Below are 23,188 nucleotides of genomic sequence, written 5' to 3'. Positions count from 1 at the left end.
GCCAATGAAACCCATTCCTTATGCACTCAAAGAGATCTCAGGGGTCACCTGGGATGGCAGCAACTTGTGGGCTCATAATGACAGCGGCGATAGTCCCAGACTGTTTCGTTTTACCAGCCAAGGAGAGTTCCTCAATGAGCTGGAATTTGAGGGGGCGGATGCCAGAGATTGGGAAGACGTAACTAACGACGGTAAGTACCTGTTTGCGGCCGATTGCGGCAATAACCGCGGCAATCGCCGCGATCTTACTGTCTATCGCACCCCAATTCCGGCAACAGACAGCGACGAGGTGAGTGCGGTACCGATCCGGTTCAAGTTTAAAGAGCAAACTAACTTTAGTCGCAAGGGGTATACCCATAACTTCGATTGTGAAGCGCTAGCGGCGACGGAAAAGTCACTGTGGGTCTTCAGTAAGAACTGGGGCGATCAGCAGAGCCGCGTCTATAAGCTCTCCAAGCAACCGGGCGACTATGAAATTGAAGCCATACAGACACTGCCGGTTTGGGGGCAGATTACGGCGGCGGAATGGAATAAAGAGTCAGGTCGAATTGCGCTCTTAGGATATCGCGGTGGTCTGGATTTCAACCCTTTCGTCTGGATTGCCAACATGGATGAGAATGGTGTTGATTGGGACAGTGCCAAACAATATAAGCCGGTATCTGACGGCCAGTGGGAGGCGATCACTTGGATTGACGCTAAGACGCTGCTTTTGGCTAGAGAGTCCAGCGACGTTAGCGACCGCAAGTGGCAGTTGTGGAAACCGGATTTTAAATAGCGTCTTATGGAAAAACAGGGCACCGCAAGGTGCCCTGTTCGTTTAAGCCAAAGCTATTACTGATAGCTAATGGTTAGACTCACGCCAGAGAAAGCGCGGTAAGCGCGTACGCCGATGTGCCAAGTGCCTGCCTGAGGGTTGGCTTTCGAGCAAGTTTCCTCGTTGCCATTTTCGTATGGACGGCACTCGTAACTGCCAGTGGTTGGCTGGCTTCCAAAGCGCGTATACAGATCCGCATCGCCGCTGCCGCCGGTGATGGTAGCGGTTAGGTTAGTGGCACCCGCAGGTACGTCAACGGTGTAGTACACCCACTGGCGGCGGCTTGCTGACAGATTGTCATAGGTCACAGTGTCGGCATCGCCACCACCGCCACCGTTATCGCCGTTGATGGCGGCAGTGACTGCTGCAGCTGAGTCAACTAGGCCAACACCGCAGTTGGAACAATCGTCGGCACGGGCAGTGCTCTTCAGGATGCTCTCGGCGTTGTCTGGAGTCATGTTGCTGTCGGCTTCATACAACAGGGCAACCAGACCGGCCACGTGAGGTGCAGCCATGGAGGTACCCTGCAGGTAGTCATAGCTGTCGCTGCCTGGAGTGGTTGAACCCGAATTGTAAGTCGACAAAATGCCGTTTGGATCGCCAGCAAAGCTCATGGCACCGCCTGGTGCAGACACATCAACGACGCTGCCGTAGTTGGAGTAGTAGGCACGGGATGCATCACGACCCAGAGACGCAACGGTGATGACGCCATCACAGCTAGCCGGGGTGTAGTTGGAGGCGTTGGCGTTAGAGTTACCCGCTGCCACCACCACGGTAGCGCCATTGGCGCGAGCGGTATTGATTGCAGACTGAGTCACGGAGCTACAGCTGCCGCCGCCGCCCAAGCTCATGTTGATGACATCCGCTGGGTTGGCGTTGGCTGGTACGCCAGAAACACTGCCACCGGAAGCCCAGATGATGCCGTCGGCGATGTCAGAGGTGTAACCACCACACTTACCTAGAACTCGAACAGGCACAATTTTGGCGTCGTACGCCACACCAGCAACGCCCGCATTGTTATTGGAAACTGCTGCTACGGTGCCAGCTACGTGGGTACCGTGCCAGCTGGAGCCTTGGTCCTGCTCAGGGTAGCCATTGCCACACTCGCCTTGAAGAACGTGATCACCTGGGTCGGTTGCGTCGTTGTCGCGGCCGTCACCATCAACGGATACGAAGGTATCGTTGATCATGTCATAACCCGGTAACAAATTGGCGTTTAAATCGGCGTGAGGACGATAACCTGTATCCAGTACCGCGACGACAGAACCGGCACCGGTAGCGTTATCCCAAGCCGCTGGCAGGTTCATGCCAGCGGCTGCTTCAAAGTAGTGCCATTGATCGTCATAACGGCTGTCGTTTGGAGTGGCCATTGGCTGCATCATGCGATCGATTTCGATGGAAGCGATGTTGGCGTCCGCGGCCATCATTGCACGCATGGTCTGTTTTGCTTGGCTGGCATCCAGATTTGCGTCGATGCGGAATACGTGGTGTTGCGCCAGGCCCATTTTGCGGACGAATTCGATGCGGTTGCCTAGTTGGCTTGATAGCTCTGTGGCTTTTTGGCGCATCAACTTGGATTGTTCGCTGCCCGCTAGGCTGGACATCAGGGATGGGCCAACGTTTTGATCGTGGTACTTCACGATGAAACGGGTGTGTTTACCTACGCCAGCTTGTGGTGAAACGGAGGCATTCAGTTCCAGAGGTGATTGGCTTGCAGATACACCGCTGCAGATCAGTCCGAGCGAACTGGCGATGGCCAGCTTGCTGAGTGAATGTCTGGTTGTCATTGTTGCTTCCTTTCTTTTATGAATGATTGAGCCTCTGCGTCATTGCTGAGACCAATTTGAAAGTAGCAGCACCAGAAAAACCGAACAATGTGCGTGATTTATGACTTAGTTCAGAATGTAATTAAACTTTTACAGTTATGAATTCATTGAAAATAGCGCTTTGCTCTGATTCAGCTTGGTGCAATTTCCTGCAAAACCAGTGCAATCAAGCAGTTGTCATTTTGTATACTTTCTGCACTTTCAGTTGTTCCAATGGCGGTTGTAAGTGATTGGCGAGTGTTTTTGTGAGCCGAGATCAGAAAAATCTCAGAAAAAAAATTGGCCGCAATAGTTGCGGCCAAGGAAATTTTTAGGTTATTGAGCGTCAGCTCGCGGCCGGACCGGCAGCAACAATACGCTCATCTACTTCATATTTGGTGAAATTTTCACGAAACTCAGCGGCCAGTTTAGCCGCATAGCGGTCATAAGCCTGACCATCCTTCCATGTCATTTTAGGGTTGAGCAACTGGCTATCGACGCCGGTGACCTCAGTGGGAATTGACAGGTTCAGCTCCGGCAGGTGCTCGGTTGGCGCATCGGCTAACTCACCGGATACGATGGCATCGATGATGGCGCGAGTGGTAGGGATATCAAAGCGTTTACCTTCACCGTATGGGCCGCCGGTCCAACCGGTATTAACTAGGTAGACCTTGGTATCGAAGCTTTCGATGCGTTTCATCAGCAGCTCTGCGTACACCCCTGCTGGGCGCGGGAAGAATGGGGCGCCAAAACAGGTGGAGAAGGTGGACTCAATGCCAGCACTGGAACCCATCTCGGTGGAACCCACTTTCGCGGTGTAACCGGAAAGGAAATGGTACGCGGCGGCTTCTTTACTCAAACAGGAGACCGGAGGCAGGACACCAGAAACGTCACAGGTTAGGAACACTACGGCATTGGGCTCGGCGCCACGGTTGGCTTCGATGCGACGCTCGATGTGCTCCAGTGGGTAAGCGGCACGGCTGTTTTGAGTCAGGCGATCGTCTTTGTAGTCTGGAGTGCGATTGTCGTCGAGGATAACGTTTTCCAGCACAGTACCAAAGTGGATGGCATTCCAGATTACCGGTTCATTTTTGGCAGACAGGTCGATGCACTTGGCGTAGCAGCCGCCTTCGATGTTGAATACACCGCCCGCAGCCCAACCGTGTTCGTCATCCCCGATCAGAGAGCGTTTCGGATCCGCGGATAGGGTGGTTTTCCCAGTGCCGGAGAGGCCGAAAAATAGAGTGGTATCGCCTTTTTCGCCAACATTGGCAGAGCAGTGCATCGGCAATACTCCTTTGGCTGGTAACAGGAAGTTCTGCACCGAGAACATCGATTTTTTCATTTCACCGGCATAGCGCATGCCCGCCAGCAGCACTTTGCGCTGCGCAAAGTTGATGATGACGCAGCCCTCGGAGTTGGTGCCATCCCGTTCTGGGACACACTGAAATCCTGGGGCGTTCAGTATCTGCCATTCGGCTTTGTCGGCCTGGTTGAACTTCTTTGGAACGATAAACAGGTTGCGGGCAAACAGCTGATGCCAAGCGGTTTCGGTAGTGACGCGAACCGGAAGGTAGTGCTCAGGGTCGGCGCCTACTTCCAATTCAGACTGGAAGCATTCGCGTTCCGCCAGATAGGCTTCTACCTGAGCCCAAAGGGCATCGAATTTATCGGCGTCAATCGCCTTATTGACTTTACCCCAGTCGATGTCGGCTTGAGTGCTGGGCTCTTGCACGATGAAGCGATCGTTCGGCGAGCGGCCGGTTCGAGCGCCGGTTTCAACGCTTAGGGCACCATTATCCGCCAGTACTCCTTCACCACGTTTGAGTGCGTATTCAACCAGTTCACTACTGGTTAGATTTTTGATTATTTGCGTCCTGCTTGTTGCCATCGTTCTATCGACTCCTTGGCGATGGCCGCCGCCATCTTTTGCTAGTTAGGGTAGGGGAGAATTCCCGACGGTTCGGGGGAATTTCCGGAAAAAGCAATGTCCTAGGCGGAGTGTAGCGGGGGTGTCACAAAAAATCGATATTTGTGATAAAAATCAAACGGCGACCAGTGGTCGCCGTTATTTACAGATAAATGCTGGCCTAGAGAGAGGCGAGCAAGCTGGCAAGCAGGGTTAGTGCTGCTGCTCTGATGAGGTTTGACCGCCGGCCCAGAACGCTTCCATGTCGATCAGGTCGAAACGGTAGTTACTGCCGCAGTAGTCGCAGTGCATGTCGATGTGACCACGCTCTTCCAAAACTTCGGTCAATTCGGCTTTAGATACTGAACTGAGGGCATTTAGGCTGCGTTCGCGGCTACAGCCACACTTGAAGCTGACTTCGGTGGCCTCAAATACTCGCACCTCTTCTTGGTGATAGAGGCGATGCAGAACCTGTTCAGCCTCTAGCTCAAACAGCTCTTCCGCTTTAATGGTGTCGGTGAGTGACTCAAGGTGCTCAAACTCCACCTCTTGTGACTTATCACTCTCCGGCAGGGCTTGCAGAAGCATACCAGCCGCATGGGCGCCGTCGGCGTGCAGCCACAGACGAGTCTTCAGCTGTTCCGATTGCAGGAAGTATTGCTCTAAGCACCCCGCTAGGGTGGATTCCGTCAGGCCAACGATGCCTTGATAGCGTTCACCTTGAGTTGGGGTGATGGTGATCACCAGCTGGCCTTTGCCAATCAATTGTTGCAGGTCGTCAGTTTGGACGTCCTGTTTCCAACGAGCCACACCACGCAATTGTTGCTTATGGCTGCCATTGACGGCCACCAGATTTACTGGGCCATCACCCTGAAGCTGAACGGCGATCTCGCCTTCAAATTTCAAAATGGCGGTCAGCAGCGAGGTGGCTGCCAACATTTCGCCGAGCAATTTGGCCACACTGGCAGGGTATGGTTTGCCCGCTAGCATCTGCTGATAGCTTTCATCTAGCTGTACGATCTCGCCGCGCACATCGGCTTTCTCAAATAGGTAACGCTGTAATTTGTCTTGGCTCATGATCGACTCTCGAACTTACTGATGCTTCAGCTTCATAATTTGACGACGCTGCTTTTTGTCGGGACGAACCGAGGTATTCGGTTTGCCCGCAGCCTGAATGTGTCTGGATGTGGAGGCGGCTTCGCGTTTTTTCAAGCTATCTTCAGTTTCTTGATACAACTCTTGCGCCAATGGGGCAGATAAACGCTTCTCTGATAAGCCTTTTACCACCACAATCTTTTCGTCATTTCCCTGCCGTAAACTGATGGTGGCACCCAAGGTTACGCTGCGGCTGGGTTTACAACGTTGGTCGTTATAGTGCACTTTACCACCACTGACCATCTCTTGAGCCAAGGCTCGCGTTTTGTAGAAACGGGCGGCCCATAGCCATTTATCTAGGCGTACCGAGGTCAGCGGTTGGTTTGAATCTTTTTTGGCCATAGAGAATTTGATGATGACAGCAATTCGAACATTGCTTGCTAGTAAAAATTAAAAAACGGGTAAGGCTTCACAGCATATTGAGGTCGCCAAAGGTAGCATAATTGGCCGAAATTCACCATTTGGTTGCTAGATCGCTGATTTGTTAAGGCTTAATGCTTGTGTGTCTTGTTAAGCCTCAGTAGCATGACGAAACTTGAACAATTTTCGTCACCCGTCGAAACGGTGAGTGTCAGATAGATTGAACTTTAGACACCATAATTAGAACAAACTTTGGATTAATTAACCAAAGCGAAATAGCTGCGGCCACGACACTGTGTTAATTCCTACCTAGGCATTGACGCTATGATGGCGCAAAATGATGAGTAAAAGGTCAGCAGGCCCTAGTAATTAAGAGCACGAAAACTATGGACTATCTTCAACAAGGGATGAATGGCTTGGCTAAGCTGCCACAAGCTGCCATTGCCCGAGTGATCAGCCTGCTGTTGGCAATCTATGTCATCTATCTGGCATCACAACTGACCTGGATGCTGGTGCCCGAGCCCCAAACCGCCGCTACGCCTTGGCGAGCGAAGCTCTCGCAAAATGGCACTGCCACCTCCACCAATTTAGAACCCCTGCTTTCTCTCAAACTCTTTGGCTCCTTTGATCAATCCAAACAGAGCAAGCCTCAGGTGGTTGAAACCAACTTAATTACCGATGCCCCCAAAACCACCTTGCGAATTTTGCTGACTGGCTTGGTGGCCAGTTCTGAACAGCAGCGCGGCATCGCCATTATTGAAAGCAGCGGCAGCCAAGATACATACGGTATTGGCGATAAGATTAAGTCCACCTCGGCGACGTTGCATGAGGTGTATGCGGATCGTGCCATCATTGTGAACCGAGGCCGTTACGAAACCTTGATGCTCGATGGTATTGAGTACACCCAGACATTATCTGATGAGACTAAGCGACTGAAAAATAATGATGGAGAGCCCCAGCAACGGGACCTTCGCAGTAACGCAAAAGTCTCTCAGCAGCTGGATCAAGCTAGAGCACAGCTTCTGGATGATCCCGGCAAGTTAACCGATTACATCGCCATTAGCCCAGTGAAGTCCGAAGATGGGCTTAAGGGCTATCGTCTGAATCCTGGCAAAGATCGCGCGTTGTTCTCCGAGGCTGGCTTACAGCCTGGAGATCTTGCGGTGTCGATTAACGGCTATGACCTAACTCAGATGTCAGAAGCGATGCAGTTGTTGGCTGAGCTACCAGCCTTGACAGAGATGTCGGTAATGGTGGAGCGAGACGGCCAGTTGAATGAAATTATGTTTAGCCTACCCAACCAATAACGACCGGGGTTATGGGGATTAGAATGAAGACACAAAAACGACGTACCACCTGGCTGCGCAATAAGATTGCCGCTGGGGTGATCGCTGGAGCCTCCATCCTTGCGGTAGGCACGCCGGTTATGGCGGCGCAATATGCGGCCAACTTTAAGGGCACGGATATTCAGGAATTTATCAATATTGTTGGTAAGAACCTGCAGAAAACCATCATCGTCGACCCAACGGTTCGCGGTAAGATTACCGTGCGCAGCTATGACCTGCTCAACGACGATCAGTACTACCAATTTTTCCTCAATGTGTTGCAGGTTTATGGCTTCGCGGTGATTGAGATGGACGGCAACATCATCAAGGTGGTGAAGGCCAAAGATTCCAAGAATGCCAATATCATGGTGGCCGACGATCGCAACCCGGGCGAAGGTGACGAAATGGTCACCCGCATCGTGCCGCTGTACAACGTGGAAGCCAAGCAGTTGGCACCATTGCTGCGCCAGCTGAACGACAACACCGGCGGCGGCAACGTCGTGAACTACGATCCCTCTAATGTGTTGATGATTACCGGTCGTGCTGCCACGGTGAACAAACTGGTAGAGATCGTGAAGCGCGTTGACCTGCAGGGTGACACCAAGGTTCAGGTGGTGAAACTGCAGTACGCGTCAGCGGGTGAGATGGTACGCATCATCGACGCTCTGTACCGTACTGGTGGCCAGCAATCAGCGAACGCTGGCAGCATCCCTAAAGTGGTTGCTGATGAGCGCACTAACTCCGTGGTGATCAGCGGTGACGAGAAAGCGCGCAAACGCGCGGTGAACTTGGTGCATTCACTGGACCAAGACATGCGTAACGCCGGTAACACTCGGGTGTTTTACCTAAAATATGCCCAGGCGGAAGAGCTGCAAGAGGTGTTATCTGGTTTTGCGGAGAGTTTGGAGCAGGCGGAAGAAGCCACCAAGAGCCCAACAAGCCGTAGCAAGAGCCAAGGCATTACCATCATGGCTCACGCTGACTCCAACGCCCTAGTGATTAACGCTCAGCCTGACCAGATGCAGGAGCTGGACAGCGTGATTCGCCAGCTGGATATTCGCCGAGCTCAGGTGCTGGTTGAAGCCATTATCGTTGAGATCGCCGAAGGCGATGATGTGGCCTTTGGCGTGCAGTGGTACTCCGAGGATGGTGGCCTGATTCAGTACAACAACGGCACTGGCGTGACCATTGGCGAGATTGGCGCCGGCTTGTGGGATGCACAAGAAAAAGAGGCGACGCAAACCTGTACCGGTTCCGGCGACAACCTAACCTGTACCCAAAATCCAGATACTCCGGGAGACATCAGCACTTTGGCGGCAGCATTGGCAGGCGTCAATGGCATGGCTTGGGGTGTGCCTATGGGCGATTTTGGTGCCCTGCTACAAGCGGTGGCGTCCGATTCCAACTCCAACATTCTAGCGACCCCAAGTATTACCACGTTGGATAACCAAGAAGCCAGCTTCATTGTGGGTGACGAAGTTCCGGTGATCACCGGGTCGGCGGCCAGCTCTGGCAACGACAACCCGTTCCAAACCGTAGACCGCAAAGAGGTGGGCATCAAGCTGACCGTTCGCCCTCAGATCAACGAAGGTGACGCGGTACAGATGGAGATCGTTCAGGAGAGCTCCGGTGTTAACGGCCGTACCTCAGTGGACGTAACCTTCAGTAAGCGTGAGCTGAAAACCACCGTACTGGCGGATTCCGGTGAAACCATCGTCTTGGGCGGTCTGTTGAACGAAGACGTGCAAGAGAGTGTGTCTAAGGTGCCATGGCTGGGTGACATCCCTTATCTGGGCGCTTTGTTTACCTCGACCTCCTCTAAGAAGACCAAGCGTAACCTGATGATCTTCTTGAAGCCGACCATCATCCGTGACGGTGTCACCATGGGCGGTTTGTCTGGTCGTAAGTACAACTTCATCCGTGCTGCTCAGCTGGAACAGCAAGAGGATGGTGTGGCGTTGATGCCATACACCAACGTGCCAGTGCTGCCTGAGTGGGAGCAGCCTAAGCCGCAAAATCTAAGCCCGGAAGCGATGGAGATCCTGAAAAATTACCAAAACGGTAATGATATGGAGACCCCAATCCGCGATGACTCTGGCTGGATGAACGAGCAGCTTGAGCGAGTGAAGAAAGACAAAACCAATGGCCTCGGTACCGATGTGCCGCCGGTGCAGGAGTAATCCATGAGTGACAACCACGCCTCGGATGCTCTAGAGCAGGCGGCCTTGGATAACGTGGAGGCGCTGTCGGAAGAGACGGTAGCGCCTCAGCGTTTACCTTTTGCCTTCGCCCGTCGGTTTGGGCTGGTGCTTTGGGAAGATGAACACAATGAACTGCTGCTAAGTTATGTGGCCAGTTGCACCCCGAAAGCCCTGCTGGAAGCGCGTCGCATTGCCGGCGTGCCGGTGAAGTTGCAGCCAGTTGAGCAGTCGGCATTTGACCTCAAGTTGACCGAGGTTTATCAGCAAGACAGCTCTGAAGCTCAGCAGTTGATGGAAGACATCGGTAAAGATGACGACCTAACCTCATTGGCAGACGAACTGCCTGAGACCGAAGATCTTCTGGATGCGGAAGATGATGCGCCGATCATCCGTTTGATTAACGCCCTGTTATCGGAAGCGATCAAGCTGGGTGCTTCTGATATCCACGTGGAAACCTATGAGAAAGAGTTGATTGTTCGCTTCCGTGTGGATGGGGTGCTGCGTGAGGTTCTGAAACAGCAGCGCAAGATCAGCTCATTGTTAGTGTCTCGTATCAAGGTAATGGCTCGTCTGGATATCGCCGAGAAGCGAGTGCCTCAAGATGGTCGCATCTCCCTGCGCATTGGTGGCCGTGCCGTCGACGTGCGGGTATCTACCATGCCTGGCTCCCGTGGCGAACGGGTGGTATTGCGTCTTTTGGATAAGAACCAAGCCATGCTCAATCTCAAACAGTTGGGCATGAGCGACTCCATCCGTAAAGAGTTTGATCAACTGATCCGCAAGCCTCACGGCATCTTGTTGGTGACCGGCCCAACCGGTTCCGGTAAGTCCACCACCCTGTATGCGGGTCTGACTGAGATCAACAGCCGTGAGCGCAATATTCTGACCTGTGAAGACCCGATCGAGTATGAGATTGAGGGCATTGGTCAGACTCAGGTAAACACCAAGGTCGACATGACCTTCGCCCGCGGTCTGCGCGCCATTTTGCGTCAAGACCCTGATGTGGTGATGGTGGGTGAGATTCGAGATCTGGAAACTGGTTCCATTGCGGTGCAAGCGTCGTTAACCGGTCACCTGGTATTGTCGACCCTGCACACCAACACCGCCGCCGGTGCCATCACTCGTTTGCAGGATATGGGCATCGAACCCTTCCTAGTTTCCTCTTCTCTGTTGGGGGTGTTGGCGCAACGTTTGGTGCGAACTCTCTGCCCTGAGTGTAAGCAGCCCCATGAGGCCAATCCTCGAGAAATGGCGCTGCTTGGCGTAGAGCAGCCGGTGACCATCTTCCGTGCCAACGGCTGTGAAGCGTGTAACGGCAGTGGCTATAAAGGCCGAACCGGCATCCATGAGCTACTGGTGGTGGACGATGAGATTCGCGAGTTGATTCATGGTGGCAAGGGCGAATTGGCGATCGAGAAATACGTGCGCCAGAGCGTGCCATCCATCCGCGCCGATGGCTGCTTAAAGGTACTTGAAGGCCAAACCACCTTGGAAGAGGTGCTTCGGGTCACCCGCGAGGAGTAGGTCATGGCAGCATTTGAATACAAGGCGATGGATGCCAAAGGCCGTCAGGTAAAAGGCATCATCGAAGCGGACACCGCCAGGTTGGCGCGTAACCAGCTGCGAGAAAAGAGGCTGGTGCCTCTGGACATTCAGGTGGCCGCGGCCAAGCAGAAAAGCGAATCCAAGTCCGGATTTACCCTGTTCACGCCTCGTATCTCCACCTCGGATCTGGCGCTTTTGACCCGTCAGCTTGCGACCCTGCTGGCCGGTGGTCTTCCCATTGAGGAAGCGCTGAAAGCGGTGGCGGAGCAGAACGAAAAGCCCAAGATCAAAAGCATGCTGATGTCGGTGCGCGCCAAGGTGGTGGAGGGGTACTCCCTCGCCGACTCCATGCGCGAATTCCCGTCCATTTTCGATGAGCTTTACGTTGCCATGGTGGCGTCCGGTGAGAAATCTGGACACCTGGAAGTGGTGCTGGAGCGTCTGGCCGATTACAAAGAGCGTCAACAGGAGCTCAATTCCAAGCTGATTCAGGCGATGGTTTACCCCATTATTCTGACGTTGGTGGCCGTTGGCGTGGTGTCCTTTCTGTTGGTGGCGGTGGTGCCTCAGGTGGTTGAGCAGTTTAGCTCCATGGGACAAACTCTTCCTTGGACCACCCAGTTCCTCATCGATGCCTCGGAATTTTTGCAGGCCTATGGACTCTATATTGTTGTGGCGGTGCTGTTGGCCATTGTTGGCTTCAAACAGGCTCAGCGTAACCGCGACTTCAAACTCAAGTGGCACAATACCGTGCTGCATCTGCCGGTGATCGGCAAGGTGGCCCGTGGCCTAAACACCGCGCGCTTTGCCCGAACCTTGAGCACCCTGTCGGCTTCCGGTGTACCGCTATTGGAAGCCATGGGCATCGCGTCCGATGTGCTGCTTAATATCAAGGTTCGAGATGCAGTGGCAGACGCCACCACCAAGGTGCGAGAGGGGGCCAGCTTGCGAGCGTCGTTGCATCACACCAAGCTGTTCCCGCCGATGATGCTGCACATGATCGCCTCCGGCGAGAAGTCCGGTGAGCTGGACACCATGTTGGCTCGAGCTGCCGACAACCAGGACCGTGAGTTCGAAACTCTAGTCAGTGTCGCCATGGCGGTACTGCAACCTTTGATCGTAGTGACAATGGCGGCGGTGGTGCTGTTTATTGTGATTGCCATCATGATGCCTATGATGGCAATGAACACCTTTATTTAACGCCTTTGAGGTTCGAAATGAAAAACAAACATAACCGTCAACGCGGTTTTACTCTGTTGGAAGTGATGGTGGTACTGGTGATCATCGGTATCATGGCATCCCTTATCGCCCCAAACATCATGGGCTCTAAAGATAAGGCAGACATTCAGAAAGCGGTGGCTGACATTGTTTCCTTGGAAAGCGCCATGGACATGTACCGCCTAGACAACAACATCTACCCAACCACAGAACAAGGTGTTGATGCCCTAGTAAACCGCCCAAATTACTCCCCAGAACCACGCAACTATCGCGAAGGTGGTTACATTAAGCGTCTGCCTAAGGATCCTTGGGGCAACGACTACGTGTTGCTGAGCCCTGGTGAGAAAGGCCGTTTTGATCTGTGTTCCAGTGGCCCAGATTTCACCTACGGCAGTGATGATGACATCTGCAACTGGAACCTGACGGACTACCAGTAATGCAAAAGCTAAGACAGCAGCAGGGCTTTACCCTGTTGGAGATGCTACTGGTGCTGTTTTTGATTGGGGTGGCGGCAATGACCGTCACCCTAACGATCAGCGGCGATCCTCGCCGTGAAGCCCTCCAAGAGGCGGCAAATGAGTTCCAAACCGTGGTGTCGATGGCCATCGAAGAGTCGGTGCTATCAGGCCAGGAGCTTGGGGTGGTGGTTGAGCCCGATCATTACTTTTTTGCCCGCTTTAATATTGATGAAAACGATTGGGAACCTCTGGTTGGGGATGCCCTGTATCGAGAGCGTCGCTTACCTGAAGACACTTTCATGAGCCTCACCATCGAAGGGCTGCCGCTGCAGCAGGCGGATGAGGATGATGAAAGTGAATTTGGCTTTGATGAATCTCTGTTCGAAGAGAGCGAAGAGGACAAGAAGAAAAGCCCGGAGCCGCAGCTGTTGATTTTGCCAAGTGGTGAGATCACGCCATTTTTGGTGGAGTTTGAAAACGACAGTGCTCGCCCTAAGTTGTCCATCGAACTCAAGGGTAACGCCATCGGCCAGATTATGCCGGCGGAGGAAGCAGAATGAATCGCATCCGATCTCGAGGCTTTACCTTACTCGAAGTGATGGTGGCATTAGCGGTATTCGCCATGGCCGCCATCGCTGTACTGAAAAGTGCCAGTGAACAACTGGGCACCATTCCGGTATTGAAAGAGCGCATGTTTGCCGACATTGTGGCTCACAACAAGATGGTTGATGCTCGTCTTGCCAGCGATTTCCCCGATCTAGGCAATAAAGAGAAGGGCCGAGTAGAGCTGGCGGATCAGCAGTGGTACTGGCGTCAGGAAGTGGTGAAAACCACCGACGAAGAGTTTCGAGCCATTCGTATCAAGGTCAGCCTGGATTCTAGTTTCGATAATATTATCAGCGAGGTAACCACCTATGTGGCTAAACCGGACTAAGGCGTCTGGCTTTACCTTGCTGGAGATGTTGCTGGCCATCGCCGTGTTTGCGATGTTGGCTGTGGCGACCTCGGCGGTCCTTTCCAATGTGCTCGACATCAGTGAATCCAGTAAACAGCACCATACTCGCCTAAAGGACATGCAGCGCGCCATGTCTATCATCCAGCGGGATATCGAACAGATGGTGATGCGTCCAGTGCGTGCCGAAGGAGCCGAGCCCAGCGATTCCAACTATCAGTTTGGTGAAGGCTGGCTGGATTCCGATGCCGATGGCTTCAGCTTTTATCATCTGGGGTGGCTCAATCCCCGTGGTCAGTTGCCCCGAGGCAGCTTACAGCAAGTGGGGTACCGCTTGCAGGAAAACCAGCTACAGAGACTCTATTTTATCTACCCCGATTCCGTTGAAGGCACCGAGCCTGAAGTGTTGCCACTGCTTGAAAATGTGTTGGATCTTAAGTTCTCCTTCTTTATCGAAGATCAGTGGCAGACCAAGTTTTCCGGCAGCCCTAATGTACGGGCGATCTCCATTGAGTTTGAGACCGAAGACTTTGGCAAGATAGAGCGCCGCTTCTTGGTTGCCGATGGCGTTGGCAGTGCCAAATCCGGCGGCGGTGATGAAAGTGACACTGGAGCTGACAACGGGAATAACGACACCGGAACCGGTTCTGGCAATGACAACAACAAGAGCGGAGGCGCCAATGATGATTAAAACGCCTCAGCAACGTCAACGAGGCATCGCTCTGCTGACGGTATTGTTGGTGTTGGCGGTGATGACCACCATTGCGGCGTCGTTCAGCGAGCGCAGTCGGATGGCGATTCGCCGTTCGGTCAATCACAGTCAATATTTGCAAGCTTCCTGGTTGGCGTTGTCGGCGGAGGAGCTGGCTAAGCGAGCCCTCAAGCAGGATATGGAAGACGCCGACGGCACCGTTCATCTGCAGCAATACTGGGCCACCAACGAAGTGATCTACCCCGTTGAAGGCGGCCAGATCATCGGCAGCGTCGAAGACATGCGCAGCTGCTTCAACATCAACGCGTTGTCCCAAGGTTTGACCGATACCGAAAAACAGACCAACCCCAATCAAAAACCCTTGGTTCAGAAGCAGTTTCAAGCAATGCTAGAGGACATGGGGTTAGACCTGTATCTGGCGGAGATGGCGGCGGAGCGCATCCACGACTACATCGATTCTGACGATCGAACTTCCGGCAGCTACGGCGCCGAAGATGGCGATTACGAGGCTCGTGAGGTTCCCTATCGCGCTGCGAACCAACTGATGTGGCACCACAGTGAGATGCGCGCGGTTCTGGGGATCTCTCAGCCGATGTATGAGGTGCTCAAAAAATCAGTGTGCGCCATTCCGGGAGACGACACCCAAGTGGTTAACGTTAACACCGTTGAGGCGGAGCGTGCTTCGCTCCTAGTGGGGATGTTCGAAGGCGAATTGAGCCGAGGCGAAGTGGAAGACTTGATCGCCAACCGTCCTTTGGAAGGCTGGGAGAGCATTGAAGATTTTTGGAGTGAATCGGCAGTGCAAAACGTGACGCTGAACGATACCGCCAAGAGTGCCTTTGTGGTGGACAGCAGCTACTTCCGCTTCAAAGGTGCCGCCAAAGTGGATAACACCGTGTTTAGACTTGAATCGATTTTACAACGGTCGGGCAGCAGTCAGTTTGTGACCCTAACCCGGCAGTATGGAGGCCAACAGTGAGCGAAAGAGTAGTGGTGCGATTGGGCGAGCACGCCGACGCACCCATCAGTTGGATTACCTGGTCACAAGAGCAGCAGAGCGTCATCAGCTCTGGAGTGCTGGCGGATGCGGCGGCACTTTCCAGCTTGAAGGAGCGTGCCGGTGGACGCCCAGTTCATGTGTTGGTGGACTCCAGTGCATTGACCCTGACTCAAGTGATGCTGCCAGCTAAGATGGCTCGCCAAGGCATTAAAGGATTGCCCTTTATGCTGGAGGAGGAGCTGGCTCAGGATGTGGAGCAGCTGCATTTTGTCACCGCAGAGCGCAGCGGCGATGACCTTGGGGTTGCTGTAGTCAGCCATCAGCAGATGCAGACATGGCAACAGTGGCTGGCGGATGCGGGTCTACAAGCGGATCAGATTGTTCCTGATGTGATGGCGATGCCAATTCCTGCTGGGCTCGATGGCGCCGTGATGCAACTGGAGCAGCAGTGGTTGTGCCGGTTTGGCCTGACTGGCAGCAGCGTCGACAGTGACTGGATGCCTTTGGTGTGTGCCGATCAAGCGCAGTCTGAGATCACCCTAGCCAACTACACGCCAATTGAACTGGAGATCGACAACATCAGCTGGCAACAGCAACAGCTGGAGTTGCCAATGCAGATTTTGGCCCAAGGGTTATCACAGAGTCGCTGTAACTTACTGAGTGGCCCCTACGCGCCTAAACGCGAATATGGAAAAGCGTGGGGAATTTGGGGCAAAGTAGCGATTCTTGCTGGTGTGGCGCTGCTGATGACCTTGGTGTTCCAAGGGGCACGCTGGGTGCAGCTGGATAAGGAGCGTCAGCAGCTTCGGGCCCAATCCGATGCCATCTATAAGAAACTGTTCCCCAATGAGCGTGCCAACAAGGCGCTGCATCCAAAGCAGCTGTTGGCCAGTAAACTGCGTTCCATGGGGGGAAGCGGTGAGCAGGGGCAACTGCTTACCTTGCTGGAAAAACTGCAACCCAGTTTCGCCGCCATTCCCGAGCTGAAACCCGAGTCTCTGCGGTTTAACGCGGATCGCAACGAGCTGCGGATGCAGCTGAAAGCGGCCAATTTCGCCCAGTTTGAGCAGTTTCAAAAGCTGGCCGGTGCCGAATTCCAAGTTGAAACGGGCGCCATGAATAACGAAGAGCAGGGCGTAAGCGGCTCGGTAACGGTGAAGGTGAAATGATGCAACAGCTACGAACTTGGTGGCAGAAGCTAAACGACCGTGAACGTCAGCTTCTGACCGTCGCTGCCCCGGTGGCCATCATTGGCGGCTTCTATTGGTTGATATGGCAACCGATCAATTTGGCCGTGGACAACGCCGAGCGTGCGCTGAAGGCGGAGCAGGTGAAGTTGGCCGACATCAAGCGCGACGCCAATCGCTACCTGAGCCTAAAGCAATCCGGTGGCCAAGTCAGTGCCTCTGGCAGCGTCAGCCAGATCGTCACTCAAAGCGCTAAGCAATATGGGCTTAGCATTGAGCGGATGCAACCTCAGGGGCAGAAGCTCCAGGTGTGGTTAACGGAAAGCAGTTTTGATGCGTTAGTGAACTGGTTGGCTTATCTGTCACAACAGGGTATTCGAGTGGAAGCGGTGGATCTGTCTGCCACCGACACCGCAGGAAAAGTGGAAGTACGCCGACTGCAGTTGGTGAAGGGTTAATATGAAGTGGCTTAAGTACGGCGTAGGTGCAGTTGCGCTCTATCTGGTGTTTTTAGTGGTTACCGTGCCAGCCTCGCTGGTGTGGAATTGGGCGCCCAAACCCAACGGCATCAAGTTGGATGGGATCAGTGGCAACCTATGGCAAGGGCGAGTTCAAGCGGCGTCCATTGCCGGTCGTCAGTTCAATGATCTGACTTGGGAGCTGCAACCTGCGGCACTGCTTTCTGCCAAGGTGCGCGCCAACGTGACTCTGGCTGGCGATATTCAAGGCCGCGGCGTGGTGGAGTATGGGTTGTCAGGCCTGTCCGTGGAGAACCTGAAACTGGATAGCGATGCGGGAACCTTGCTGGGCAAGCGTCGTCTGCCGTTTAGAACCCAGGTGGCTGCGGAAATTCAATTAAATCTGTCGGACGCTGCTCAGGGTACGCCGTGGTGTGAGCGTCTCAATGGGCGATTGACTCTGTTGGGTTTGAACGTAAATAACCAGTTTGGTCAGTTTGAGCTGGGCAACTTGGCTGGGCAACTCAGCTGTCAGCAGGGCAACATTCAGCTGGCCATGACTGAGCGAGATAATCGCATCGGTGTGGCAGGCAATTTGGTGCTGAAAGCCAACAATCAGGTTGAGGTGAATGCGGGCATTCGCGAGACTGCGCAGCAGCCGGAAATGCTGAAAAAGAACCTCAGTTTCCTAGGCAATCAGGATGCTAATGGGGTTTATCCTATTACCTATTCGGGCCGCATCCCTGGGATGTAAAATTCTGAATGTAACGTTGCAAAGGGTCGCCGAGGGCGGCCCTTTTCGTTTTTGGATGCCAAAGCTTGGGGGAGTGTGTATCCTGTCTGTGGACACCCGAGTGTGAGCTCAGTCTCACTTTGCCGGTGACGATGTGACTTCAACTGATCGAGTGCCATGACTGGCTTAGTTAGCCCCATGGATACTCCTGACTTTAAGAGCTATGGAAGAGCAGAAAAAGCCTGAAATTCTCAGTACTGAGCTGGTTGCTCAGAGCCGCCTGTTTCGCGTTGAGCAGGTGCAGCTAAAATTCAGCAACGGTGCCGAGCGTACCTATGAGCGCATGCAAGGTGGCGGTCGTGGCGCGGTGATGGTTGTGCCCATGCTTGATGATGACACCATGCTGTTGATGAAAGAGTATGCCGTGGGCACGGAAACGTATGAGCTTGGCTTCGTCAAAGGGCTGATCGACCCCGGAGAAACTCCGGAGCAGGCCGCCAATCGCGAACTGCAAGAGGAGGCGGGGTTTAAAGCGGATACCTTGATTCCCCTTAAGCAGGTTTCCCTAGCGCCGGGTTACTTCGCCAGTAAGATGCAGATCTTTTTAGCTCAAGGTTTGAGCCCTAGTGTGCTGGAAGGGGACGAGCCAGAACCTCTGGTTGCCGTGCCTTGGTCGATACATCAGCTTGATGAACTGTTGTCCAGAGACGATTTTTCAGAGTCTCGTGCGATTACCGCCTTGTTTTTAGCGAGAAAAGCACTGAAACTAAAGTAACGCATTGCCGCAGTAGGTGGAGTTTGTGGAAAGAATTAATGCCCTGTTAGAGCCAGTGATCGCCGTGGCTCGCCAAGCTGGCGAGACCATCCGTGAAATCTACGAAGCTGGTCAATACCAGCAGATCACCAAATCCGACAATACCCCGGTTACCTCGGCGGATTTGGCTGCCCATCAACTGATTGTGTCTAAGCTGACTGAGTTGGCACCAGACATTCCCATTTTGTCTGAAGAGGACGCCGACATTCCTCTGGCGAAGCGCCATGATTGGCGTCGCTATTGGCTGATTGACCCCTTAGATGGTACTCAGGAGTTCATCGCTGGCAGTGGCGATTTTGCCGTTAATATTGCGCTTATCGATGATCATCACCCTGTGATGGGGGTAGTGTATGCCCCGATGACTGGCGTGTGCTACTTCGGTGTCAGTGGCAATGGCTCGTTTAAACGAGTCGATGGCGTCGACATTCCGATTCACAGCCGAGACGCTAAGCAGGCCGAAGAGGAGATGGTGATTGCCGTGAGTCGCCGTCAAAAACTGGAAGCGGTAACTGAACTGCTTGAGCCAGGGCGCAATTACCGCTTCGTGCCCTTTGGCAGCGCGTCGCTGAAAAGCTGCATGGTGGCGGAAGGGGAGGCGGACGTGTATCTGCGTTTGGGACCCACAGGTGAGTGGGACACCGGTGCCTCGCAGTGCATCGTCGAACAAGCGGGCGGTCGCATCCTTGATACTCGGTTACAGCCCCTATCCTACAATGAGCGCGAAAGCTTAGAAAACCCCAACTATTTGGTGTTAGGAGCCCCTGGGCTGCCTTGGAACCAGATTCTGCAGGGGTAAGCCTAAAGATATAAAAAAACGGCCTCAGGGCCGTTTTTTTGTCTCTACTGATGCGCCAGTTTGGCGTCGAGCCATTCATGGGCTTCTTGATGAGTGCCTTTAAAAGCGATGCGCTGTTGGCGACTCTTGAGCTGATGGCGATACATGGGGTCGTAGTAGTCTGTTAGCAGGCGCTCAATCCAGTCTCGGTGAAGATCGAAGCGTCCTTGACGCTGGGCTTGCAGTGCTTGCTCCATACTGATGCGCAGCTCACGATGAGCCAGATCCCCAAGGCGCTTGTGGATGCGGTCTAGGGCACTGAGCAGGTGCGTCTCGAAGTTTCTGCGGCCTTCCTCTTCGCCATCTCGAGCAACGAAAGCCACTTCGATGTCGATAACATAGTCACGAACAATGCGGGAAATTCGGTCTTCCTGAGTAACCTCCAGCAGCACAAGCGGCGATTGCTGCATCAAGTTGTGCATCTCTAGTGGGATGGAGATGCGGCCAATCAGGCGGCTCTCATCCTCTAACACAAGGTGTTGGTGACCCTGACGTTGGTGACGCATCAACTGAACTGCTAAGGTATTTTCGAAGCTGATCTGCGCGGGCTGCTCATTGATTTGGCGGCCAAAACTGGAGCCGCGATGGTTCGCTAGTCCTTCAAGGTCGATCTGATCTTGACGTAATTTTAGGAAGTCGGTTTTACCGCAGCCAGTCATGCCGCCTACGATCCACATCGATAGTGCTGCGGCGATCTGTTCGGTTTGCTGCATAAGAAAACCGCGCATCCCTTTATAGCCGCCTTCGATGAATGGCAAGTTGATTCCTATCTCTTTGAGCCATTGCTGACTGATCTGGGAGCGGAGTCCGCCTCGAAAGCAGTAGAGGTAGGCGTTTGGGTGAGCGGCGATGAATTCGGCCCAAGCTTGTTGCCGCTGAGCCTTAACTTTGCCTTGAACCAGCTTGTGCCCCAGCTCGATGGCCGCCATCTGCCCTGATTTCTTGTAACAGGTGCCAACGGCGGCCCGCTCGCTATCGGTCATCAGCGGCAGGTTAACCGACTGCTCAAAAGCGCCTTTGTTGAACTCGATGGGCGCACGCAGATCGATAAGGGGCCGATCGCTTAGAAGAATGTCGGCATAGTCTGCGGCGCTCACTGTAGTCATTTAGTCGTTTACCTTAATCAGTTGATCTTGTTGAGGGTGCAGCTTGCCGATGGCGTGAATGCCAAGGCCCTGTGCTGCCAGCAGAGATTCTACCTGATCTTTAGCATGATCTTCGACGGCAACCAGCAATCCGCCCGAGGTTTGTGGGTCGCACAGCAGGGTGCGGCTGCGATCAGACAGTTGAGGCAGTTTGTGGCCGTAGCTTTCAAAGTTGCGGCTGCTGCCGCCAGGAACACAGCCTTGGCTCAGGTAGTGGTCAACTTGATCCAGCAGCGGGATCTCAGCAAGGTTGATCTCTGCGCTCACCTTACCCCCTTCACACATCTCAATCAGATGGCCCGCCAAGCCGAAGCCGGTGACGTCGGTCATGGCGCTCACCCCTTGAATTTGAGCAAGCTCGGCGCCGACTTTGTTCATTAAGCACATGGCATCCACGGCGATATCGGAGTGCTCCGGTGCCAGCTTTTTCTGCTTTTGCGCCGTGGTTAAAATGCCGATACCAATGGGTTTAGTTAGGTACAAGGTGCTGCCAGCGGTGGCGGTGTCGTTGCGCTTCAGATCGGTTAGCGCTACCTGACCGGTTACCGCCAGACCAAAGATTGGCTCTGGAGCATCGATGGAGTGGCCTCCGGCTAGCAGAATACCCGCATCACGGCAGGCGGCACGGCCCCCTTCAATCACCTGTTGACCCACCTCCGGGCTCAGAAGCTTAATCGGCCAGCCAAAGATGGCGATGGCCATCATGGGTTTGCCGCCCATGGCGTAGATGTCGCTGATGGCGTTGGTGGCGGCGATGCGACCGAAGGTGAATGGGTCGTCCACAATCGGCATAAAGAAATCGGTGGTGCTGATGATGCCGGTGTTGCCATCAAGATCGTAAACTGCAGCATCGTCGCGGCTGTCGTTACCCACAATCAGGCGCTCGTCCGACATCGGCGTCAGTTGAGTCGCCAACAGGGTGTCCAGAACTTTGGGTGAGATTTTGCAGCCGCAGCCTGCACCATGACTATATTCGGTTAACTTGATCTCTTGGGTCATAAACGCCTCTGAAACGTGTGGCAAAGTTTTGTAAATCATACCCCAAGCAATGACCATGAACGCGACCAAAAATTCGATTTTTCTAATTATGTGATAATGGGGGAATTCAAGTTCAGTGTCGGTTAAGGTGCTTTTGAAGCTAACTATTTGATTAACAACATTATTAACTTAACAAGTTAGCAACAATCTAAGGCTTGCTAAAATCCCAATATGGTCGTAATTTGAGCGCGAATTTTACTATTGGCAATTGGGATATATAACCATGTTTAAGTATGCAGTTCCTGCTGCTGTGGTGCTGGGTTTGGCCGGCTGCGGTGGTTCCAGTGGCTCTTCCGACTTTTCTGGAGACATTCGCTTCGCCACCTACCATGTGGACATGGAGTACAGCGACTTTAATACGGCCCTGAGCGAAACCGCCTCCGGTAACGTTCAGCGTCTGCAGAATGTTGCTGAAGTCATTCAGATTGCAAACGCGGATGTGTTGCTGCTGACCGGCATCTCCGGTGCGGATGGTAGCGGTAACGATGGGTATCGTTACAGTGCCTTGAATCAGTTCTTGGATTCCTACGTGGGCGTTGCCCAAGATGCGGATGTTAAGGCGGTGGAATACCGTTATGTCTATATGGCCCAGAGTAACTCTGGCATTCCGGTGCTGGAAGACATTGATCGCGACGGCAGCGCTGCCGGCACTCTGCCTGGAGATGCCGTTGGTTACGGTAACTATTGGGGCCAGAAGAGCTTTGCGATTCTGTCAAAATACCAGCTGGATACCAACGGGGTGCGCAACTTCCGCGAGCTGAAGTGGAGCGCGGTACCGGGCGTGACCGAGCCTAAAGATGCCAGCGGTGCTAACTGGTTTACTCACGACACTTGGCAACAGATGCCGCTGTTAAACAGTAACTTTATTGATATTCCGCTCAGCCTACCCGATGGCCGTAAGATTCAGTTGATGGCAACCTATTTGGAAACGCCGAAGGAGATCGACAGTTCCGATCGCGGTTACCAGCGCAATAGCGCCCAGCTTAGCTTCATCGCGGATTATCTTGGTGAAGGTGCGGATCACTATATCGTTAACGACAAAACTGACAGCGGTCAGCGCACAGGTGGCTACGATGACAGCCGCCCATTTGTGCTGCTGGGGAATTTCTACAACGATCATGAGGGCGCTTGGGCCGTTGATGCTGAAGGTAAGCCGTCCTACGTTGGGGATTCATCGGCGATGCGCAGCCTGGTTAACTCCAGCAGCTTGAATCGCTTTACCGGAGTTAACTGGGAAGCGCCAACGACTCAGGCGGCGGTAGATTACGCTAAAACCACTCAGAGCACTCATGATATGCCTGAGATTTGGACCAGCCTAGATGGCATCCGAAGCGACTACATCATGTTGGAGCAGCAACTTAATTTCTCGGGGCAGGGCATTGTCTGGGAGCAGGTTGGCGGTGATAACGAGGCGCTATTTTACCTGCGTGATGGCGATGGCAATTTGGTCAATGATGCCGATGCCAGCTCCTCTCACCGTTTGGTGTGGATGGACGTAACCATCAATTGATGTTGAGTGGTGAA

Annotated in this window: 22 protein-coding genes; 16 read left to right on the top strand and 6 right to left on the bottom strand. The window is 53.5% G+C overall.

Translation table 11 applies throughout. The annotated features are described in order from the left end of the window. The first annotated feature begins 4 nt into the window (after positions 1-4). Entirely contained in the window at positions 5-775 is a 771-nt protein-coding gene (locus tag FCL42_RS08445) for an SdiA-regulated/phytase-like domain-containing protein (protein ID WP_136862962.1), read from the top strand. Positions 776-831: 56 nt separating this feature from the next. Here FCL42_RS08445 and FCL42_RS08440 read toward each other — a convergent pair whose 3' ends face one another. The 4 genes from FCL42_RS08440 to hslR form a co-directional block, all read right to left on the bottom strand. Further along, on the bottom strand, positions 832-2,601 hold the full coding sequence (locus FCL42_RS08440; protein ID WP_136862961.1) for a S8 family peptidase: 1,770 nt from the start codon (positions 2,599-2,601) through the stop codon (positions 832-834). A 364-nt stretch (positions 2,602-2,965) separates the two neighbouring features. After that, positions 2,966-4,510, bottom strand: a complete 1,545-nt coding sequence (locus FCL42_RS08435; protein ID WP_136862960.1) for a phosphoenolpyruvate carboxykinase — start codon at positions 4,508-4,510, stop codon at positions 2,966-2,968. A gap of 231 nt (positions 4,511-4,741) precedes the next feature. Further along, positions 4,742-5,605 (bottom strand): Hsp33 family molecular chaperone HslO, encoded by an 864-nt coding sequence (gene hslO, locus FCL42_RS08430; RefSeq protein WP_136862959.1) that lies wholly within the window; start codon positions 5,603-5,605, stop codon positions 4,742-4,744. A 15-nt stretch (positions 5,606-5,620) separates the two neighbouring features. Then, entirely contained in the window at positions 5,621-6,025 is a 405-nt protein-coding gene (hslR, locus tag FCL42_RS08425) for a ribosome-associated heat shock protein Hsp15 (protein ID WP_136862958.1), read from the bottom strand. A 404-nt stretch (positions 6,026-6,429) separates the two neighbouring features. Here hslR and gspC point away from each other — a divergent pair, with 404 nt between their 5' ends. The 14 genes from gspC to cysQ all read left to right on the top strand — a co-directional run bounded on the left by gspC (position 6,430) and on the right by cysQ (position 19,442). Further along, positions 6,430-7,350 carry a type II secretion system protein GspC gene (gene gspC, locus FCL42_RS08420; RefSeq protein ID WP_136862957.1) on the top strand — a complete coding sequence of 307 codons (921 nt, stop codon included), beginning with the start codon at positions 6,430-6,432 and terminating at the stop codon, positions 7,348-7,350. Between the two features lie 23 nt (positions 7,351-7,373). After that, entirely contained in the window at positions 7,374-9,548 is a 2,175-nt protein-coding gene (gene gspD, locus FCL42_RS08415) for a type II secretion system secretin GspD (protein ID WP_136862956.1), read from the top strand. Between the two features lie 3 nt (positions 9,549-9,551). Beyond that, positions 9,552-11,093, top strand: a complete 1,542-nt coding sequence (gene gspE, locus FCL42_RS08410; protein ID WP_136862955.1) for a type II secretion system ATPase GspE — start codon at positions 9,552-9,554, stop codon at positions 11,091-11,093. Positions 11,094-11,096: 3 nt separating this feature from the next. Beyond that, positions 11,097-12,314 carry a type II secretion system inner membrane protein GspF gene (gene gspF, locus FCL42_RS08405; protein WP_136862954.1) on the top strand — a complete coding sequence of 406 codons (1,218 nt, stop codon included), beginning with the start codon at positions 11,097-11,099 and terminating at the stop codon, positions 12,312-12,314. 17 nt (positions 12,315-12,331) lie between these two features. Next, entirely contained in the window at positions 12,332-12,769 is a 438-nt protein-coding gene (gene gspG, locus FCL42_RS08400; RefSeq protein WP_136862953.1) for a type II secretion system major pseudopilin GspG, read from the top strand. After that, the gene (gene gspH / locus FCL42_RS08395; RefSeq protein ID WP_136862952.1) at positions 12,769-13,350 is read left to right on the top strand and encodes a type II secretion system minor pseudopilin GspH; all 582 of its coding nucleotides are present in this window, start codon (positions 12,769-12,771) and stop codon (positions 13,348-13,350) included. The genes gspG and gspH overlap by 1 nt, the downstream gene beginning before the upstream one ends. Beyond that, a complete protein-coding gene (gspI, locus tag FCL42_RS08390) occupies positions 13,347-13,724 on the top strand; it encodes a type II secretion system minor pseudopilin GspI (RefSeq protein WP_136862951.1) in 378 nt (125 codons plus the stop codon). The genes gspH and gspI overlap by 4 nt, the downstream gene beginning before the upstream one ends. Next, positions 13,705-14,433, top strand: coding sequence for a type II secretion system minor pseudopilin GspJ (gspJ, locus tag FCL42_RS08385; protein ID WP_136862950.1), 729 nt, complete (start codon positions 13,705-13,707; stop codon positions 14,431-14,433). The genes gspI and gspJ overlap by 20 nt, the downstream gene beginning before the upstream one ends. Further along, positions 14,423-15,433 carry a type II secretion system minor pseudopilin GspK gene (gene gspK, locus FCL42_RS08380; protein ID WP_229359813.1) on the top strand — a complete coding sequence of 337 codons (1,011 nt, stop codon included), beginning with the start codon at positions 14,423-14,425 and terminating at the stop codon, positions 15,431-15,433. Before gspJ ends, gspK begins: the two co-directional genes overlap by 11 nt. Then, positions 15,430-16,623, top strand: a complete 1,194-nt coding sequence (gspL, locus tag FCL42_RS08375; RefSeq protein ID WP_169308335.1) for a type II secretion system protein GspL — start codon at positions 15,430-15,432, stop codon at positions 16,621-16,623. The genes gspK and gspL overlap by 4 nt, the downstream gene beginning before the upstream one ends. Beyond that, positions 16,623-17,099: a type II secretion system protein M gene (locus tag FCL42_RS08370; RefSeq protein WP_169308334.1), complete on the top strand. Its 477-nt coding sequence runs from the start codon at positions 16,623-16,625 to the stop codon at positions 17,097-17,099. Before gspL ends, FCL42_RS08370 begins: the two co-directional genes overlap by 1 nt. 1 nt (position 17,100) lies before the next feature. Continuing rightward, positions 17,101-17,853: a type II secretion system protein N gene (locus FCL42_RS08365; RefSeq protein WP_136862947.1), complete on the top strand. Its 753-nt coding sequence runs from the start codon at positions 17,101-17,103 to the stop codon at positions 17,851-17,853. 202 nt (positions 17,854-18,055) lie between these two features. Then, complete coding sequence (gene nudE / locus FCL42_RS08360) at positions 18,056-18,607, top strand: ADP compounds hydrolase NudE (RefSeq protein ID WP_136862946.1); 552 nt, start codon at positions 18,056-18,058, stop codon at positions 18,605-18,607. Positions 18,608-18,632: 25 nt separating this feature from the next. Then, positions 18,633-19,442: a 3'(2'),5'-bisphosphate nucleotidase CysQ gene (gene cysQ / locus FCL42_RS08355; RefSeq protein WP_229359812.1), complete on the top strand. Its 810-nt coding sequence runs from the start codon at positions 18,633-18,635 to the stop codon at positions 19,440-19,442. 44 nt (positions 19,443-19,486) lie between these two features. On the opposite strand, the gene mnmH is transcribed toward cysQ, so the two are convergent. Then, on the bottom strand, positions 19,487-20,587 hold the full coding sequence (gene mnmH, locus FCL42_RS08350) for a tRNA 2-selenouridine(34) synthase MnmH (protein ID WP_136862944.1): 1,101 nt from the start codon (positions 20,585-20,587) through the stop codon (positions 19,487-19,489). Then, complete coding sequence (selD, locus tag FCL42_RS08345; RefSeq protein WP_136862943.1) at positions 20,588-21,625, bottom strand: selenide, water dikinase SelD; 1,038 nt, start codon at positions 21,623-21,625, stop codon at positions 20,588-20,590. Positions 21,626-21,887: 262 nt separating this feature from the next. Here selD and FCL42_RS08340 point away from each other — a divergent pair, with 262 nt between their 5' ends. After that, complete coding sequence (locus FCL42_RS08340; RefSeq protein ID WP_136862942.1) at positions 21,888-23,174, top strand: endonuclease/exonuclease/phosphatase family protein; 1,287 nt, start codon at positions 21,888-21,890, stop codon at positions 23,172-23,174. Positions 23,175-23,188: the final 14 nt, after the last annotated feature.

It is taken from the genome of Ferrimonas aestuarii, assembly GCF_005116665.1.
GTDB classification, from domain to species: Bacteria; Pseudomonadota; Gammaproteobacteria; order Enterobacterales; family Shewanellaceae; genus Ferrimonas; species Ferrimonas aestuarii.
This window is presented reverse-complemented; position numbering and strand designations above follow the sequence as displayed.

Bases quoted from the DNA above. Each gene is read 5' to 3' on its own strand.
- gspG (WP_136862953.1), top strand. From the start codon at position 12,332: ATGAAAAACAAACATAACCGTCAACGCGGTTTTACTCTGTTGGAAGTG.
- gspI (WP_136862951.1), top strand. From the start codon at position 13,347: ATGAATCGCATCCGATCTCGAGGCTTTACCTTACTCGAAGTGATGGTG.
- hslO (WP_136862959.1), bottom strand. From the start codon at position 5,605: ATGAGCCAAGACAAATTACAGCGTTACCTATTTGAGAAAGCCGATGTG.
- gspE (WP_136862955.1), top strand. From the start codon at position 9,552: ATGAGTGACAACCACGCCTCGGATGCTCTAGAGCAGGCGGCCTTGGAT.
- FCL42_RS08440 (WP_136862961.1), bottom strand. From the start codon at position 2,601: ATGACAACCAGACATTCACTCAGCAAGCTGGCCATCGCCAGTTCGCTC.
- gspD (WP_136862956.1), top strand. From the start codon at position 7,374: ATGAAGACACAAAAACGACGTACCACCTGGCTGCGCAATAAGATTGCC.
- FCL42_RS08435 (WP_136862960.1), bottom strand. From the start codon at position 4,510: ATGGCAACAAGCAGGACGCAAATAATCAAAAATCTAACCAGTAGTGAA.
- hslR (WP_136862958.1), bottom strand. From the start codon at position 6,025: ATGGCCAAAAAAGATTCAAACCAACCGCTGACCTCGGTACGCCTAGAT.
- FCL42_RS08445 (WP_136862962.1), top strand. From the start codon at position 5: ATGAAACCCATTCCTTATGCACTCAAAGAGATCTCAGGGGTCACCTGG.
- FCL42_RS08370 (WP_169308334.1), top strand. From the start codon at position 16,623: ATGCAACAGCTACGAACTTGGTGGCAGAAGCTAAACGACCGTGAACGT.
- mnmH (WP_136862944.1), bottom strand. From the start codon at position 20,587: ATGACTACAGTGAGCGCCGCAGACTATGCCGACATTCTTCTAAGCGAT.
- FCL42_RS08340 (WP_136862942.1), top strand. From the start codon at position 21,888: ATGTTTAAGTATGCAGTTCCTGCTGCTGTGGTGCTGGGTTTGGCCGGC.
- FCL42_RS08365 (WP_136862947.1), top strand. From the start codon at position 17,101: ATGAAGTGGCTTAAGTACGGCGTAGGTGCAGTTGCGCTCTATCTGGTG.
- gspK (WP_229359813.1), top strand. From the start codon at position 14,423: ATGATGATTAAAACGCCTCAGCAACGTCAACGAGGCATCGCTCTGCTG.
- gspF (WP_136862954.1), top strand. From the start codon at position 11,097: ATGGCAGCATTTGAATACAAGGCGATGGATGCCAAAGGCCGTCAGGTA.
- selD (WP_136862943.1), bottom strand. From the start codon at position 21,625: ATGACCCAAGAGATCAAGTTAACCGAATATAGTCATGGTGCAGGCTGC.
- gspH (WP_136862952.1), top strand. From the start codon at position 12,769: ATGCAAAAGCTAAGACAGCAGCAGGGCTTTACCCTGTTGGAGATGCTA.
- gspC (WP_136862957.1), top strand. From the start codon at position 6,430: ATGGACTATCTTCAACAAGGGATGAATGGCTTGGCTAAGCTGCCACAA.
- gspJ (WP_136862950.1), top strand. From the start codon at position 13,705: ATGTGGCTAAACCGGACTAAGGCGTCTGGCTTTACCTTGCTGGAGATG.
- nudE (WP_136862946.1), top strand. From the start codon at position 18,056: ATGGAAGAGCAGAAAAAGCCTGAAATTCTCAGTACTGAGCTGGTTGCT.